The organism is Pseudoalteromonas xiamenensis (genome assembly GCF_017638925.1).
GTDB classification, from domain to species: domain Bacteria; phylum Pseudomonadota; class Gammaproteobacteria; order Enterobacterales; family Alteromonadaceae; genus Pseudoalteromonas; species Pseudoalteromonas xiamenensis.
This window is the reverse complement of record NZ_CP072135.1, coordinates 475,754-491,613: the sequence shown is the minus strand read 5'-3', so window position 1 is coordinate 491,613 and position 15,860 is coordinate 475,754. Positions and strand designations below refer to the sequence as shown.

Sequence of the window (15,860 nt, the reverse complement as noted above, 5' to 3'; positions counted from 1 at the left end):
AAGGGCAAATTCTACATAGACTAAGGGCGCGAAAAGAAATACATCCCTGCGCGCCCTACTTAACAACGATTACTTGTCGTCTTTCACTTCTTCAAATTCAGCATCAACTACGTCGTCGTCTTGCTTGCTTGATTTCGCTTGCTCTGCTCCACCCGCTTGTTGTGCTTGGGCTTTAGCTTGTGCAATTTCCATCAGCTTTTGAGACTTCTCTGCAAGTGCTTGCGTTTTACCGTCGATGTCTTCTTTAGTACCAGACTTAATCGCGCCCTCTAGGTCAGCAAGTGCTGCTTCGATTGCTGTTTTGTCTTCAGCTGGTAAAGCGTCACTCGCTTCTTCTACTTGCTTACGCGTTGCGTGAACTAGCGCATCAGCTTGGTTACGCGCACCAACAAGTTCTTCAAACTTCTTGTCTTCTTCTGCGTGTGCTTCTGCATCACGTACCATGTTCGCGATTTCGTCTTCACTCAAACCAGAAGATGCTTGAATTGTGATCTTTTGCTCTTTACCTGTATCTTTGTCTTTTGCTGATACGTGTAGGATACCATCCGCATCTACGTCAAACGTTACTTCGATTTGTGGCGTACCACGTGAAGCAGGACGAATACCTTCTAGGTTAAATTGACCTAGCGATTTGTTATCGCTTGCACGTTTACGCTCACCTTGAAGCACGTGGATCGTTACAGCTGATTGATTATCTTCAGCAGTTGAGAACACTTGCGATTTCTTCGTTGGGATCGTTGTATTCTTTTCAATAAGTGCCGTCATCACTTGGCCCATTGTTTCGATACCAAGAGAAAGTGGGCATACGTCAAGAAGTAGAACGTCTTTAACGTCACCAGCTAGTACACCGCCTTGAACTGCAGCACCTACTGCAACCGCTTCATCAGGGTTAACGTCTTTACGTGGCTCTTTACCAAAGAACTCAGATACAGTCTTTTGTACTAGTGGCATACGTGTTTGACCACCAACAAGAATGATGTCGTTGATGTCACTTACTGATAGATCTGCGTCTGCAAGAGCACGTTTTACTGGCTCAATAGATTTAGCCACTAAGTCTTCTACTAATGATTCTAGTTTCGCACGCGTTAGCTTAACGTTCATGTGCTTAGGACCTGTAGCATCTGCCGTGATGTACGGTAGGTTTACTTCAGTTTGCTGTGCAGATGAAAGTTCGATTTTTGCTTTTTCAGCGGCTTCTTTAACACGTTGCATCGCTAGCGGATCATTTTTAAGGTCGATACCTTGATCTTTCTTAAACTGTTCAGCTAGGTAGTTGATTACACGCGTATCAAAGTCTTCACCACCTAGGTGCGTATCACCGTTTGTTGCTAGAACTTCAAACGTGTGCTCGCCGTCAACTTCGTCAATTTCGATGATTGAAATATCGAACGTACCACCACCTAAGTCGTACACAGCGATAACGTTATCGCCTGACTTTTTGTCAAGACCGTAAGCAAGCGCCGCCGCTGTTGGTTCGTTGATGATACGTTTTACTTCAAGACCTGCGATACGGCCAGCATCCTTTGTAGCTTGACGTTGTGAATCGTTAAAGTATGCAGGAACTGTGATTACCGCTTCTGTTACCGGCTCACCTAGGAAGTCCTCTGCTGTCTTCTTCATTTTCTTAAGCACTTCAGCAGAAATCTGAGGCGCTGCTAATTTTTTACCACGAACTTCAACCCATGCATCACCGTTGTCAGCTTTGCTGATAGTGTAAGGCATGATGCTGATGTCACGTTGTACTTCTTCGTCTTCAAAACGACGGCCAATTAGACGCTTGATTGCGAATAATGTATTGCGTGGGTTCGTTACCGCTTGGCGTTTTGCAGGTTGACCTACAAGTGTTTCACCGTCTTCTGTATAAGCAATAACTGACGGGGTTGTGCGATCGCCTTCAGCGTTCTCAATTACGCGTGGCTTGTCGCCATCTAGTACAGCAACACAAGAGTTAGTTGTACCTAAATCGATTCCAATAATCTTACCCATGAATCTTCTCCGACTTCAAATTCTTTAAAAACATACGTTAAAACGTTAGATGACTCATTAATGTGGTCACTGTTTCCTAATTCAAGCGTTACAAGTAAAAAAATTTAAATTTTTTTACAGTTTTATGCATTAGTGTGCTTTTCTTAGCCAACTCGCTTGTTTTTCGCCCCAATCTGGTATGACCAGATTTAATATGCTATAGATAACGTCTATTTCAAGGAGGCGTTATGACCACATTTGATCAACTTATCCAACAAGTCGCAGTAAACGACTCGAACAAAAACTTTTCTTTCCCAGCCGATTGGTGCCAAGGTCGAACGGCATTCGGTGGGATTTCTGCCGCCATGTTAATTTGTGCGATGAGCAAAAAAATCAAGGACCAACGTAGATTACTTTCGTTAAGCACTAACTTTGTTGGGCCTCTTGAGCCTGGAATCTCATTTGATATTGATATCGAGGTTCTAAGAGAAGGCAAAAGCGCAACACAGTTATTAGCTAAAATTACACAAAATGGGCAAGTTTGCGTTGTAGCACAAGGGTGCTATGCAATGAAACGTGATTCGCAAATTGAAGTTGCGATTACAAAAGAATGTGGCTTATCACCTGTTCAGCCTGAACGTGTTTTGCCCTATCAAGAAGGGATCATGCCAGCCTTTTTCCAACACGTCGCATTAAATCCTCAACAAGGCGCATTGCCTTTTAGCAACGCAACGTCCTCACATCTTGGTGGTTGGATGAAGTTTAAAGCCGCTCCAGACACGGCAATGAACGAAATGCACGTTACGGCGCTTACCGATGCGTGGCCACCAACACTTCTGCAAAAATTTTCGAAACCAGCACCTGCCAGTAGCATGTCTTGGTATATCGAATTTATCGATGAAATAAATCTAGACGCCGATTCTTGGCTAGGATTTGAAGCAATTACTCATCACAGCGCGAATGGCTATGGACTTGAGGATGCAAACATTTGGAGTCAAGACGGGAAGCTATTGGCGATTAGCCGACAAACCGTTGCAGTATTTGAATAGCTCTCTGTAAACGGCCCAAATTGGATCGCATAACCAATGCGGTCCTCATTGACACCTCAACGTTTTGCGTAAATTCGTCCATTTGTAGCCAAAATGGCTTGGTATTCACCCGTAATTTTGATTTCGTTTAAGCCCAAATTAAACACGTCGCGCATTGATTCACTTAAAAAGTAAATAGGTCTTGGGGCTGGATTAAACAACGGATGAAAAACAACGTCTTTAGTTGGGTGCTTTTTGGCATATTTTGCTAAGTAATATTCGAAGATCCTTCGTTCCATCACGATCACATCGGCCCAACCTTTCATCAGTAATTCGACCTGTGCAAATTGGTTAACGATTTCCTCATAGGACCTGAGCTGTTTCGTTGCTAAGCGATAATCATTACCTAAAAACGCACTCGCGTTTTGAAACGCAACAACGCCAAATCCTTTAAGGTCTTGCGGCGTTTCAATCCGATAATTATTTTCTTTAAGACTTATCGCGAAATTTTGGTAGCTAAGTAAAGTGTCACTGGCAAACACTTTACCTCCAAAAGTATTCGGCAAATTGACAACTACGTCCACCATACCTGATTTCAGCGCTTGCTCAGCGCGCTTATTGGACATGTATACGAATTCTATATTTTCTATACCTTGCGTCCGCAAAGAAGCTTTAATTAACTCTAATTGGTAGCCGCTGTCGCTTTGCTGAATTACATAAGGAGGGACGAATCCACTTGCCGCAATAACTAATTGCGTAGACTTGATACTAACATCACTGTTATAACCACTCGCATTTACCTGAAAACCAAGCAACAGAATACATAGCACAAATAGCTGCTTCATTTTCATCCCTTAACCGTTTAGGCAACTGGTGTTATTATAATCCATAATCACAAACTATATTGTCAAAAGCAAAACTATTTGCAGCGGATTAGTGATACATGCCAAAACTCATTGTTTGTAGACATTGCGACCACTTTTCGGAACTTCCCCTACTCAGTTGTGGGCAAAAGGCATATTGTGGATTTTGTAAAGCCCCAATCCAAGCACCGAAGACGTCTTCAACTCAATCCGTCTTTGCGTTCGCGCTTTCTGCTCTTCTTTTATTAATATCAAGTTTAAGCTACGAATTTATTTCATTTTCCATGGGTGGTATAAAACACTCTGTTACGCTGCTTACCGCGATACCGACGTTGGGCGAACATGACGCTAAAACGCTTGCCGTATTCCTTTCATTATTCGTTATCGTATTTCCAAGTATTATTTTAGCTACTGTGCTCATGATGTACTCGCCTATTTGGAACAAGGTGCAGCTTTCTTTCGCTCGCAGGCTTACAAAGTTACTGACTTATGCAGAACCTTGGAACATGTCGGAAATATTTCTTATCGCAATTTTAGTCAGCCTCATCAAACTCATGGTTCTCGCTGATATTGAGTTCGGCCCAAGCTTTTGGGCATATAGCGGTTTTGTAGCGTGCTTTATTCAAATGCTGAATTTGATACATTTAGATGATTTGTGGGAAAGAATATCACCTTATACTTCACCCGAGGGTGTTGATAAAACACAAACCGCTTCCTCTCAAGGCATAAAATGCTGCCCTACCTGCAGCCAAATATCTAAAGACGCTTTTTGTCCAAGATGTCACACGTTACTTTATTCGCGAAAACCAGAAAGCCTTACTAAAGTCTCAGCCTGGTTGGCAACAAGTATTGTTTTATTCTTCCCTGCAAACTTGTTACCGATAATGAACACGCAACAATTACACGAGTCCATCCCTTCGACCATTTTTACAGGCGTGCTGCAGCTTTGGGACAGTGGCTCCTATCCCATCGCCATCGTGATTTTCATCGCCAGTATTATGATCCCCGTGGTAAAGCTCGTCGCTATTGGCATGTTGCTTTACCAAGTCAACCAATTAAGTCACGCTCGCTCCCATCAGTACACGCAAATTTATCGTTACATTGAGACTCATTGGAAAATGGTCAATGATTGATGTTTTTGTCGTTATATTCTTGGTATCGTTAGTTCAACTCGGTGTTTTTATGTCAGTTACCGCAGACATTGGTGTATTATTCTTCGCCTTAATGGTGTTTACGCAAATCATGGCTGTTCACTATTTCGATCCTAGACTTATTTGGGACAATCCAAAGGAAATTCATGGCTGATCCGATTATCAAACAAGAAAAGTCCAAACTTTCTTATATCTGGCTACTACCGCTGGTTGCATTGCTGGTCGCTTTGTGGATGCTGTATCAACACCATTTACGCCAAGGCCAGACTATATTTATTACCATGAATGATGCCGAAGGTATTGTTGCCGGAAAAACAGAAATCAAAGTAAAAAATGTCAAAATCGGCCTTATTGACTCGTTACGCCTAGAAATTGAACGCAACACCGTGGTTGCACGCGCACGCATAGAGACTGAGTATTCAGACATACTCAAAGAAGACAGCAAAATTTGGGTTGTTAAACCGCGGATAGATGAATCAGGTATTTCTGGGATGAGTACGCTTTTGTCTGGAATGTACCTCGAGTTTCTTCCCGGAAAATCTGAAAACAAGGCAAATTTATTTGCGCTCTCCGATGGCCCTGCACTTATTTCCAATGATGTTGACGGTAGGCGCTATAAGCTACAAAGCAAAGGTGGCGAAGTACTGGACGTCGCTACAGGTTTGTTTTTCAGAAACTATAAAATTGGCCAAATTGAAACCGCCGAGTTCGATGTTGAGACCCAATCAATGGAATACGGTCTCTTCATTTATGCACCTTACGACAACCTAATCGCTGACAATACCATTTTTTGGTTAAGTTCAGGACTCAGCGTTGATTTATCCGTTGATGGCATCAGTGTCAATACAGGCTCGTTGTCTAAACTGCTAAAAGGTGGCGTTTCATTAGATTACCCTCCGGGCAAATCGAAAGGGAGCGTTGTATCAGAAGGAAGCACCTTCCCTTTATTCAGCACCTACAATCAAGCGTTAGAACAACGCTTCAATGATTTTGACTATTACGTGATTGAATTTGAACAATCCATTCGGGGCCTGAACGTTGGCGCACCTGTCGAATATCGAGGAATGCGAATAGGAACTGTATCTCAAGCACCCGCTAACATTTTAGTTAATGGCAAACCTTTGCATTTTAGAACGGATGAGACCTCAATTCCGGTTGTGATCCGTGTTGAATACGGTCGAATATTCGAAAATAGTAAAGAAGCCCGTACTTTTTGGCACACTAACATAGAAAAATGGATTAATTCTGGTTTGCGCGCTTCGTTAAAAAGTGGTAATTTTTTAACAGGTGGTGCATATGTGGACTTAGATATGTATCCTAGTGCGCCTCCTGCAAGGATGAGACAAAATGCGTATTACCCCGTTCTGCCAAGCATTACGAGTGGTTTTACGGCGATAAGCGAGCAAGTTAACAGTTTGCTCACAAAATTAAATGCCTTGCCAATTGAAACAACTGTTTCAAGCCTAAATAGTGCGATTGGGGAATATAAGGCCTTAGCTTCAAACCTAAACGCGACTATTGAAGAGTTAAACAACAATGGCGCTGCAACCAAAATGACAACAAATTTAGACAGCTTAAAAGCAACTTTAGATCAACTAACAAGTAGCCTCAAACAATTTGAAGGCACTTTGACGAACTATCAACAAGGTTCAGATATGGTTGATCAATTAACAACGACACTGTCTGAGCTTGAAGAACTCAGTCAGACATTAAAGCCTCTTACAAAGGGGTTTAAAGAACAACCGAATATGTTGTTGTTCAATAATCAAATGCAACTAGACCCTGTACCTGGTGGTAAATAAATGCGAGCCATCTCGATTATTACTACAGCGTGTACATTGCTTATACTTTCGGCGTGTACACCTACCCCCGTGAGCGAAACCTATTACTACCAATTTAATACGCCGCTCTCAAATCAGGGCGTTGTGTTTAACTCGACAGCCAAACACGCCGTTTTGGTTAAAAATGTCGATATCGTCGGCGTCTCAGATAGCCCTGCCTTGGTTCAAGTGTTAGATTCAGGTATAACACACCTCGCGAATTACCATCAATGGGCGTCAATCCCAAGTAAGCTAGTCACTCAATATATACTTGTGGCACTAAATCACGATGAATCCCAGTTTATATTCACACCGAGTGGGAAATCGACAAAATCACTAAGCCCAAGTTGGGTCGTCGATGTGAGAATCGATCAACTTGTGGGTATAAAATCAAATCAAGCAGCACTTACAGGCGTGTTTTATTTATATCAATTCGAAAACAGCTCAAAGGAGCTTAAAGGTCAGTTTTCCTTCGGATTTGAACAAGCTTTGTCGCACGAAGGTTTCCCAGAACTGGTCAAATCTCATCAGTTGAATCTGGATAAACTTGTAGCATTAATTCGACAAAAACTAAGTTTGATGGAAAGTACATATAGCCAATAGTTAGGCTAGATTTCTAAAGTGTTTCTAGCTCTGCATCAAGCTGTAAAAGGTCCCACTTGTTACCGTATAAATCTTGAAACACTGCAACAGTACCATAGGGTTCTACCCTTGGGGTTTCATGAAATGTGACCCCATTATTGCGCATTGATTCGTAATCTCGCCAAAAATCATTGGTATGTAAAAATAAGAAAACTCGACCTCCCGTTTGATAACCGATAGTCGCTTTTTGTTCACTCGTTGTTGCTTTGGCAAGCAGAAGATTTGTCCCATTCGAATTTGGAGGGGAGATCAACACCCAGCGCTTACCACCACCTAAATCCGTATCCTCCACCACGGCAAACTGTAGCTTCTGAGTATAGAATTCAATTGCATCGTCATAGTTTTCTACGACGAGGGCGATACTACCTATTCGTTGTTTAACGGACTTTGTCATAGTTTTCATTCGACGATATGGAAAGTTCTTTAGTTTTATTTTTTAATTTATACATATACTTACTTCGATAAATCGATGTGCATCAACAACACTTTTTCCAGATTTGGGTTAATAACGATATTACCCAGTTCCTTGAACCCTAATCTCTTCAATAAAGACTTCGAGCGTTGGTTAGATGGCATTAAAATACCAGCAACCGTCTTTAGTTTTAACGACTCAGCTGCAAATGAAAGAATTTCCTGACATGCTTCAAAAGCGTAACCTTGTCCTTCGATTTCTTTTAAAAACGCAAAGCCTAAATCAGGACATTGCATACTGGGACGATGGTAAAACCCTGCAATCCCAACTGCACGCCCCTCTATATCAGAAACGATAAAGGGTGAACACAATCCATGCGTCGCATAAGAGTTAAAAAAGGCGGATTCAATATATTTCTCCGCATCTTCTTTTTGTTTGATACCCCTATCTCCAATAAATTGCAAAAAACCCTCTTCGTTGAGCAATTTAAAAATAAAATCAACGTCACCTATCTGCGCTTTACGAATTTTGGTTCTAGGGGTACTTAACACGGTTTCTATCCTACAATTGGAACTTCACTTGCTCTTTCATTGCATCGACTGATTCAATTCGTTTTTGGCCTTCAAGTTGTGCAAAGGGTTCTGATGCAAACTTTTTACCACGAAGTTGTATATTTAAGCGAGCGGCTTTGTCATTCATTACTGTCTCTTGGTAGTAACGTTTTACATCATCAATCGTTATCTGTTCGACTGCAGCAATTAACTTCGACTTTGAGTCATAGTTGTAGTTTTCTTTATACCAGTCACGAATAAAAGGAGACACTTCATCACTCAAGTTTTTGGCAGGCTCTTTTAATGAAACTAACACTGCATTCTTGAGTTTCGAGAATGTTTCTGAGTCTAACGTTGCCAATTCTTGTGCATATTCATGTTTATATTCGTCAAAGCGTTTTTGCATGTCTGCAACATTTTTGACTGGTGTTTGAATGTAAAACGCAAGACCTGAGTATTCATTGATTGCGCGTGCAGAAGCACCTACTGCATAGGCAAGTTGCTCTTCTGTTCTCAACTTTTCAAATACCGCCGTACCAATATGACCTTGTAACACAGCAGCAGCCGCTTTCGCTTTGTACCCTGGCGTTGGGTTCATGAACATATCTACAATAGCCACATCAGCAACAGCTAAGTCTTCATTCCAAACGAGTACTTGCTCAGATTCAGGTTTCCAATATTTTGCTTTTTGGAACTCGGTAACGCGTTTCGGTGCAAGCGTTTTGTCTAATAGTTTTGCCATTTGATCAATATCAGCTTGATCATAATTTCCAAAACTAAATACACGTGTTTGATGTTGTTCAAGTGTTGACTTTTGAAGCAGTTCGAAGTCTTTGAGTGTTACACTGTTAAGTGCTTCTAGGACGGATTTATCATCAAAGCTTGAGTTCACGACTAACTCAGAAAGTTTACCAAACGCCTGATAAATCGGGAATTGCTGACCCTGATTAAAAATAGCCTGACGTCGTCGCTCAAGGGCTTGAGCGAAACTCTGCTCATCCACTTTTATCGTAATAAGTGCTTTTAAAGCTTCCTCGAGCAGAACCGTTTGCTTATCCGTAAAACCAGATATGTTTAACGATAAACCATTGCTAGCAGACAGTGAGAAAGGGACACCTGCGACTGACGCTTCGGTAATGAGCTTACTCTGTTGCAAGTTATAAAGGTCGGCCCAAACGGCAAACAAAATGGCATTCTTTTCATTTTGAGTCGCAAGCGGCGTATTGATTGAAATATCCAAAGAACCTTTTGGCTGGTGCGCAAAGCTCTGGCTACCCAAATGCCAAATTGTTAAACCGGGTTTATCAAACACAATCGCGGGGGTTTGTCCGGTATTTGCGAGCGATTCTTTAATGTCAAAGCTCTCTGGTAGTAATTTGTTTACACTTGGCAATTGCAAAGCAAACTGGCTCTTTTCATGCCAAGATTTCACCTCGTCTGGCGAAATAGGTTCAATTCGATACTCGCCATCGTAAAAATGCAGCTTGCTATCAGTTTCTTCCTGTTTTGACACATACCAGATCCGAACAGACTTATCATTTAAGCTATTTAATACATTACGTACCGCCTCGGCGTCGAATCCCGCATAATGGAAACCAGCATCGATGACATGTTGCAGAGGATATTTTTGCATGCTGTCAGTTAGGTTACTGACGTAATTAAACTCGTCTCCTTTTTCGAGAAAACGGAATTGGTTTTGTAACGCTGTTTTAATTTCGTGGAAATATTTACTATCAATGCCTTTGTCTTTAACTAAGTTGATATAGTTCATCACCGTTGCAACGATTTCCTCTCGGTGCTTCATACCCTCATCAGTTAATTCAATATTAACCGTCAGCGAACCATAGTTACCGTAAAGGTCGAGCTCCGTACCTGCAGATAACTGACTAACCCAACCCTGTTGCTTAAGGACTTGAGCAGGACTTCCAGCCATTTCATTAGCAATTAAGTACGTTACGAAGTAATTTGGCTTCGCAGCAAACTGGTCCATGTTATTGTCGATTGTGAAATCTAGTTTGATCTGTTTCACATCTTCTTTAGGCTTGTAAAAAATCTTCTTGCCGGCCACTTTCGACAAATCTAGCTTCTGCTCCACTTTAGGCCGGTCAATATTTTTATTCTTAATATCCGAGAAATACTGATCAGCGAGCTTCTCCATTTCAGCAATGGATTTGTTTGAAATCATCGCAACTTTCATGATGTTTGACGAATAATATTGATCGTAAAAATTAACCATTTCGGTGTGCAGTTTACTCGTTTCTTTATCGCCTAGCGTTTCTAAGTTTCCGATCAAAAATCGATTTGCCGGATGGTCGCCCATCATGTTTCGAGCCAGTTTATACTGCCCAAAAAAGTCCATTTCACGGCGCATCGACCATTCTGCGTTAACGGCGTGCTTTTCTTTTTCAGAATATTCGGGATAAAGCTTGGGTGCTTTGAAAAAATCAGAGAAGCGGTCGAGCGCTTCGCCATACGCATCGTTATTTACTTTGAACATGTAATTCGTAATGTCCAACCACGTATATGCATTTTGATCTCCGCCATTTTTAGTCATGAATTCTGAATAGCCTTTGGTATCAGGATATTTCTCAGTTCCCAAAAACAGCATGTGCTCGAGATAATGCGCTAGTCCCTGTTGCGACATTGGATCATGTAAAAGCCCAACCCCAACGCTTAATGCCGCAGCAGATTTTTCTGCGCTAGGGTCAGACACTAAGATCACGTCGATGCCATTGGCGAGCGTTAATGTTTTGTATTGGCGCTTATCGTTAGGACTGACCACGAGAGGCGCTAATGCCTGCGCAGACTCCGTGCTTGAATAAACTTGAGATGGTGTTGAATTACAGCCCGATAAAATTGCAATACTGAGAAGCGTAAGGGGAAATAGTTTTTTCATATCAATCCATTTTTATAAATTCTTTGCTACAAAGTTTAAGATGCACTCTTAACTTGTACCTCTTGATTAACACTATCATTATGAAATATGTTGTCATTTGCAACGACTATAGGTCGTGTGTTTGTAACATTAAGTAAATCGTAGGAGCATGCAAATGCTAGAAAAGTTCTTAATTCTGACGATTTTTGCCCAAGTTATTTTAACTTATGGCATTCTCGTCGTTATGGGTCGTCGACGTTTCTCGGCGGCTAAGCAAAAATTAATACAAAAAGAAGATTTTGCGACAATGCGTTTGGAAACTGCGCCAGATCATGTGAGAGTTGCAGATAGAAGTTTCATAAACCAATTTGAAATTCCGGTGCTCTTTTACGTTGCCAGTCTTACTGCACTGTCGCTAAACGCTGTTAGTGTTTGGTTTGTAGCATTCTCTTGTGTGTTTGTCACAACTCGCTTTGCGCATGCCATTATTCATCTTGGAAAAAACACGGTTATTGTCCGATATCGCATTTTTCTTATCAGTTGCTTGATGAACCTCTTGCAGTGGCTTTGTTTACTCTTTACTGTTTTTATAGGCATATAGACAGCCACATATTCCCAAAAACAATAAGAACAATATTTTTACAACATATTAATCTTTAATTTGCTTCTTACTTTGATAGGATGTCGCTCGAAATTTATTTCGAACAGTCGGAAGCAAACTATGGATACCTCAAAAATCTGTGACTTTGGCCTTTATAAAGGTGAACCCTATACAAGCCTACCTAGTAGCTTTTTAAATTGGATGATAGCGTCCTCTCACCCTTTTGCTGACTATGCTTCGCAAGAACTTAACCGTCGTTTAGAAGCGGTTGAAGCGAGCAACCATATAAATCCACAAATTAGCTGATTTTTTACTTTTCAAGCTAGACATTTGCTTTAAACTTGGTGGTTACTTTTACGCAATAGTGGGATCAGTATGCGCCGAATTAGCACACTACTTATTTCTCTTTCGCTGGCATCATGCGCTCAGCTGAACACATCGAGCGAAGCTCAATATCTAACTGTACTTCATACCAATGATAACCATGGTCGTTTTTGGCAAAACGAACACGGTGAATATGGCATGGCCGCAAGAAAAACATTAATAGATAATCTACGAGCAGAAGCAAAAAGCAAAGGCCAAGAAGTCATTCTGCTATCAGGCGGTGACATAAACACTGGTATTCCAGAATCTGATCTGCAATTTGCAGAACCGGATTTTAAAGGCATGAAAATGCTTGGTTATGACGCCATGGCCATCGGTAACCACGAATTTGACAACACCCAAGACGTTTTAAAACAGCAAATTGAGTGGGCCGAGTTTCCCGTCCTTTCAGCTAATATTATTGATGAGAAAACCGCTAAACCTGCCTATCAGCCCTATACCATCATTGATAAAGGCCATTTAAAGATAGCCGTTATTGGTTTAACGACTGTCGATACAGCCAAAATTGCAAACCCTGACTATATTGCAGGTTTGAAATTTGAAGAGCCTGCAACTATTACCGAAAAACTAGCTTCAAGTATCAAAGCGCAATACCACCCTGACGTGACAATCGCCGTGACACACATGGGTCATTACCATAACGCGAACTTTGGTATTAACGCACCGGGTGATGTTACGCTTGCGCGTACCTTACCAAAAGGTACATTAGACTTAATTGTAGGTGGGCATTCACAGGAACCGGTGTGCGTTGACGAAAAAGGCGATGAAGATACTTCGTTTGCGCCAGGAAAAGCATGTAAACCAGATAACCAAAATGGTACGTGGATCATGCAAGCCCATGAATGGGGTAAGTATGTTGGTAAAGCAGAATTTAAAATTCAAGATGGTAAAGTCGAGCTACTAAGCTATGCATTGATCCCAGTGAATTTGAAAGATAAAACAGGTAACTTTGTTAATCCTGAAATCAAACCAGACCCTGAAATGCTGTCCTTTTTAACACCTTATCAAGAAAAAGGGGCAAAACAATTAGAGGGCGCAGTGGGTCATGCCGTTGATTTTTTCGATGGCGAACGAAGCACAGTACGTTTTAAACAAAGTCCGCTTGCTGACCTTATAATTGCTGCACAAATGGCCGCAACTCATGCCGACTTCGGTATTATTAGTGGCGGTGGAATCAGAGCAAGCATCGAAGCTGGTGAAGTGAGCTACAAAGACATTTTAAAAGTACACCCTTTCAAAAACCGCATCACATACGTGGAATGGACGGGTAAAGAACTCGCCGATTACTTGAACATTATCGCGCGTTACCCACCAGATTCAGGTGCATATTTGCAGTACCACAACATTACGTTTACGGTAGGCCAAGATACTATTGAAAACATCAAAGTAAATGGTGCGCAAATAAAGCCTGACGGCAAATACCGTATGAGTATCAATTCATACAATGCTTCAGGTGGTGACGGTTACCCTAGCCTCACAAACAATCCTACGTACGTCGATACATCACGTACTGACGCGGAAGTATTGAAAGAATACTTTCAACATCATAGTCCTGTAGCGACCTCTGCTTTTAGATTTTAATCTATCTAGAAAATGCAAAAGCCATTGCCCAATTCAGGCGATGGCTTTTTTCTTTTATCTACATCAGCGCGAGTATCGTTTCTATCGTCAAACGATGCTTCATATATTCTCTAGAACGGCACTTTTATCATCTATTGCTGACTACTTACCGTGAATTTGAACCGTATCCGCATCAAATGTTTGTAGGTTAAAGCTATGCAGTTTCGAACGAGAGCCTCACCGTGCGCTTTTGGCGGATAATATGACGCTTTAAGATCTGGCAATTCCTCAAACACTTCATCCAATGCAGCACGAATTTCACTCAGTGTTTTTTCTAAACTGTTACCAAAGTTAGGTCTTTTTCTGATAGTGTGACCGAGCGCCACTAAGCGATGAAAATACTTATCTGCCAACTCCTGAAACTCCGGAGGCAAGTCTTTATTCGCGTTTAGTATTTTATCTGGGTTCATCGTACTGTATTCCAGTAGCGCGAGGTAAAAACAGAGCGGTTTATTCGCCAGAGCTACTTTTTTACCCGTTTCGAATAACTGCATTGTTTTTTGATAAAGGTCGATAATTAACAAAGGCTTTTCTGGCTGCTCTGCTGATTGCAATGCAGTAATTTCGACTCGGTGACGATGTTTTACTTGTTTGCGTTGCCAAATTAAACTTGCGCCGAGACCAATAAGCATGGCGATTGGTAGTCCGTGCCAGGGGAAGGTATTTATATTAGTAAGGTCTATCTGAATTGTACCAAAAGGTTTCTCAAGTACATGTAAACCATTACTATGTAACGCGGCTTCCTTTGAAATGGCCGTAATTTGCTTTACCAGCACGGGTGACTTTTGTTCTTTCAGTTTTACATTCAATGCTTCAATGTAATTTTTTAACTGCCATTCATTTCCTGCATTTTTAAAAAACGGTTGTTCTACGCCTATCGAATCGAAATCGAGTGCGATTCGCAGCTTGATGTTTTCTAACGCATGCAATTTTGCATCAGAGAGTGCAATGTTGTATGACACTGAAAATACCGTTGCACAGATCAACATAGACAAAACTGGCAGTAACAGTGGCTTAAATCGCTTAATCATGATGCACATCCTCACCTAGAAAATGAAAAGGCGCACTATCACATTGCCAATAGGTACTTGGTGAGCTGAAATACCCTGACTGATTTTCTTGCGCGTCCTTTACAATTTCATTTTGTAAGGCGCATGCCAACGCAGTATTGTTTTCGCTCATCTTAAAATACCATTTTGTACCATCAATATTTTGTGCAAAAGGCGTAATGTACTGTTCAGTAAAATGCGCTTTGTCCTTCTCTTGCCAATAAGACGATATAATGTCGACATTGCCAGCCATGAGCATTTCTCTGAAGCTCGCTATGGGTATTCCCGTAAACAATATTCATATTATCAACATCTAACCCAAGTGCTTTGAACTGTTGCATAGGTAGGATATGGCCAGAGCGACTTGTTGGATAGTCAAGTAGCCCGATCCGCTTATCTAAAAGGTAATTTTTAGACAGAATTGGCTTTTCACGTAGAGATATAAGGTATGCACTATACTGTTTGAAACTGACCAAAGGCTTATAGTTATAGGTCTCTTTTACTTTAAAGGCTGATACCACAACGTCTTTAGCCAAGATGACATCCGCAACTCCTTTGGCAATAAATTCAATTTGTTCCGCCATGCTAGAACCAAAATAAACCACAACGCGACCGTACTGCTTTGAAACAACATTATTTTGGCATAACTGGTTAGCAAACCGCTTTGCCATGCCCTTTACTGGGACGTAACCAATCAGTGCTTGATCGTTTTGGGATAAGCCAGTCTTACAATCAATATAGTTTTGTTCAACTACAGGTATCGCAAGCGGTTTGTAACTCACAAAAGCTTGCCCACAAACCCATGCTAATGCAGTACAAACAACAATCAGAGCAAAACCTAACCACGTATTTTTCATTGCATTAATCAAAGCAAGTATCATTGTACGAAAGAACAGAAA

At 41.3% G+C, this 15,860-nt stretch carries 16 protein-coding genes; 8 read left to right on the top strand and 8 right to left on the bottom strand.

Features of this window, described 5'->3' with window-relative positions:
• Positions 1 to 69: 69 nt before the first annotated feature.
• Positions 70 to 1,986 (bottom strand): molecular chaperone DnaK, encoded by a 1,917-nt coding sequence (gene dnaK, locus J5O05_RS19935; protein WP_208844704.1) that lies wholly within the window; start codon positions 1,984 to 1,986, stop codon positions 70 to 72.
• A 227-nt stretch (positions 1,987 to 2,213) separates the two neighbouring features.
• On the opposite strand from dnaK, the gene J5O05_RS19930 reads away from it, so the two are divergent.
• The gene (locus J5O05_RS19930; protein WP_208844703.1) at positions 2,214 to 3,014 is read left to right on the top strand and encodes an acyl-CoA thioesterase; all 801 of its coding nucleotides are present in this window, start codon (positions 2,214 to 2,216) and stop codon (positions 3,012 to 3,014) included.
• Between the two features lie 56 nt (positions 3,015 to 3,070).
• Here J5O05_RS19930 and J5O05_RS19925 read toward each other — a convergent pair whose 3' ends face one another.
• Positions 3,071 to 3,838, bottom strand: coding sequence for a substrate-binding periplasmic protein (locus J5O05_RS19925; protein ID WP_208844702.1), 768 nt, complete (start codon positions 3,836 to 3,838; stop codon positions 3,071 to 3,073).
• A 98-nt stretch (positions 3,839 to 3,936) separates the two neighbouring features.
• Between J5O05_RS19925 and J5O05_RS19920 the strand changes: the two genes are divergently transcribed.
• The 4 genes from J5O05_RS19920 to J5O05_RS19905 are packed head-to-tail and all read left to right on the top strand — an operon-like array spanning position 3,937 to position 7,430.
• Positions 3,937 to 4,989 carry a paraquat-inducible protein A gene (locus J5O05_RS19920; protein ID WP_208844701.1) on the top strand — a complete coding sequence of 351 codons (1,053 nt, stop codon included), beginning with the start codon at positions 3,937 to 3,939 and terminating at the stop codon, positions 4,987 to 4,989.
• Positions 4,982 to 5,161: a paraquat-inducible protein A gene (locus J5O05_RS19915; protein ID WP_244370103.1), complete on the top strand. Its 180-nt coding sequence runs from the start codon at positions 4,982 to 4,984 to the stop codon at positions 5,159 to 5,161. The genes J5O05_RS19920 and J5O05_RS19915 overlap by 8 nt, the downstream gene beginning before the upstream one ends.
• Complete coding sequence (gene pqiB / locus J5O05_RS19910; RefSeq protein ID WP_208844699.1) at positions 5,154 to 6,809, top strand: intermembrane transport protein PqiB; 1,656 nt, start codon at positions 5,154 to 5,156, stop codon at positions 6,807 to 6,809. Before J5O05_RS19915 ends, pqiB begins: the two co-directional genes overlap by 8 nt.
• Positions 6,810 to 7,430, top strand: a complete 621-nt coding sequence (locus J5O05_RS19905) for a PqiC family protein (protein WP_208844698.1) — start codon at positions 6,810 to 6,812, stop codon at positions 7,428 to 7,430.
• A 13-nt stretch (positions 7,431 to 7,443) separates the two neighbouring features.
• Here J5O05_RS19905 and J5O05_RS19900 read toward each other — a convergent pair whose 3' ends face one another.
• Genes J5O05_RS19900 through J5O05_RS19890 form a run of 3 tightly spaced genes read right to left on the bottom strand, consistent with a single transcriptional unit; the run spans position 7,444 to position 11,328 of the window.
• A complete protein-coding gene (locus J5O05_RS19900) occupies positions 7,444 to 7,863 on the bottom strand; it encodes a VOC family protein (protein ID WP_208844697.1) in 420 nt (139 codons plus the stop codon).
• Positions 7,864 to 7,922: 59 nt separating this feature from the next.
• Positions 7,923 to 8,432, bottom strand: coding sequence for a GNAT family N-acetyltransferase (locus J5O05_RS19895; RefSeq protein ID WP_208844696.1), 510 nt, complete (start codon positions 8,430 to 8,432; stop codon positions 7,923 to 7,925).
• Positions 8,433 to 8,442: 10 nt separating this feature from the next.
• Complete coding sequence (locus tag J5O05_RS19890; protein WP_208844695.1) at positions 8,443 to 11,328, bottom strand: insulinase family protein; 2,886 nt, start codon at positions 11,326 to 11,328, stop codon at positions 8,443 to 8,445.
• Positions 11,329 to 11,482: 154 nt separating this feature from the next.
• Here J5O05_RS19890 and J5O05_RS19885 point away from each other — a divergent pair, with 154 nt between their 5' ends.
• The 3 genes from J5O05_RS19885 to ushA all read left to right on the top strand — a co-directional run bounded on the left by J5O05_RS19885 (position 11,483) and on the right by ushA (position 13,873).
• On the top strand, positions 11,483 to 11,908 hold the full coding sequence (locus J5O05_RS19885) for an MAPEG family protein (RefSeq protein ID WP_208844694.1): 426 nt from the start codon (positions 11,483 to 11,485) through the stop codon (positions 11,906 to 11,908).
• Positions 11,909 to 12,028: 120 nt separating this feature from the next.
• Positions 12,029 to 12,214, top strand: coding sequence for a hypothetical protein (locus tag J5O05_RS19880; protein WP_208844693.1), 186 nt, complete (start codon positions 12,029 to 12,031; stop codon positions 12,212 to 12,214).
• A 69-nt stretch (positions 12,215 to 12,283) separates the two neighbouring features.
• Positions 12,284 to 13,873 (top strand): bifunctional UDP-sugar hydrolase/5'-nucleotidase UshA, encoded by a 1,590-nt coding sequence (ushA, locus tag J5O05_RS19875; protein WP_208844692.1) that lies wholly within the window; start codon positions 12,284 to 12,286, stop codon positions 13,871 to 13,873.
• Between the two features lie 131 nt (positions 13,874 to 14,004).
• Here the strand turns inward: ushA and J5O05_RS19870 are convergent, their stop codons facing one another.
• From J5O05_RS19870 to J5O05_RS19865, 3 genes are read right to left on the bottom strand one after another with little or no spacing between them, the layout of a single operon-like run.
• On the bottom strand, positions 14,005 to 14,943 hold the full coding sequence (locus tag J5O05_RS19870; RefSeq protein WP_208844691.1) for a hypothetical protein: 939 nt from the start codon (positions 14,941 to 14,943) through the stop codon (positions 14,005 to 14,007).
• A complete protein-coding gene (locus tag J5O05_RS22165; protein WP_244370101.1) occupies positions 14,936 to 15,094 on the bottom strand; it encodes a hypothetical protein in 159 nt (52 codons plus the stop codon). The genes J5O05_RS19870 and J5O05_RS22165 overlap by 8 nt, the downstream gene beginning before the upstream one ends.
• Positions 15,095 to 15,149: 55 nt before the next feature.
• On the bottom strand, positions 15,150 to 15,818 hold the full coding sequence (locus J5O05_RS19865; RefSeq protein WP_244370099.1) for a PhnD/SsuA/transferrin family substrate-binding protein: 669 nt from the start codon (positions 15,816 to 15,818) through the stop codon (positions 15,150 to 15,152).
• Between the last annotated feature and the right edge of the window lie 42 nt (positions 15,819 to 15,860).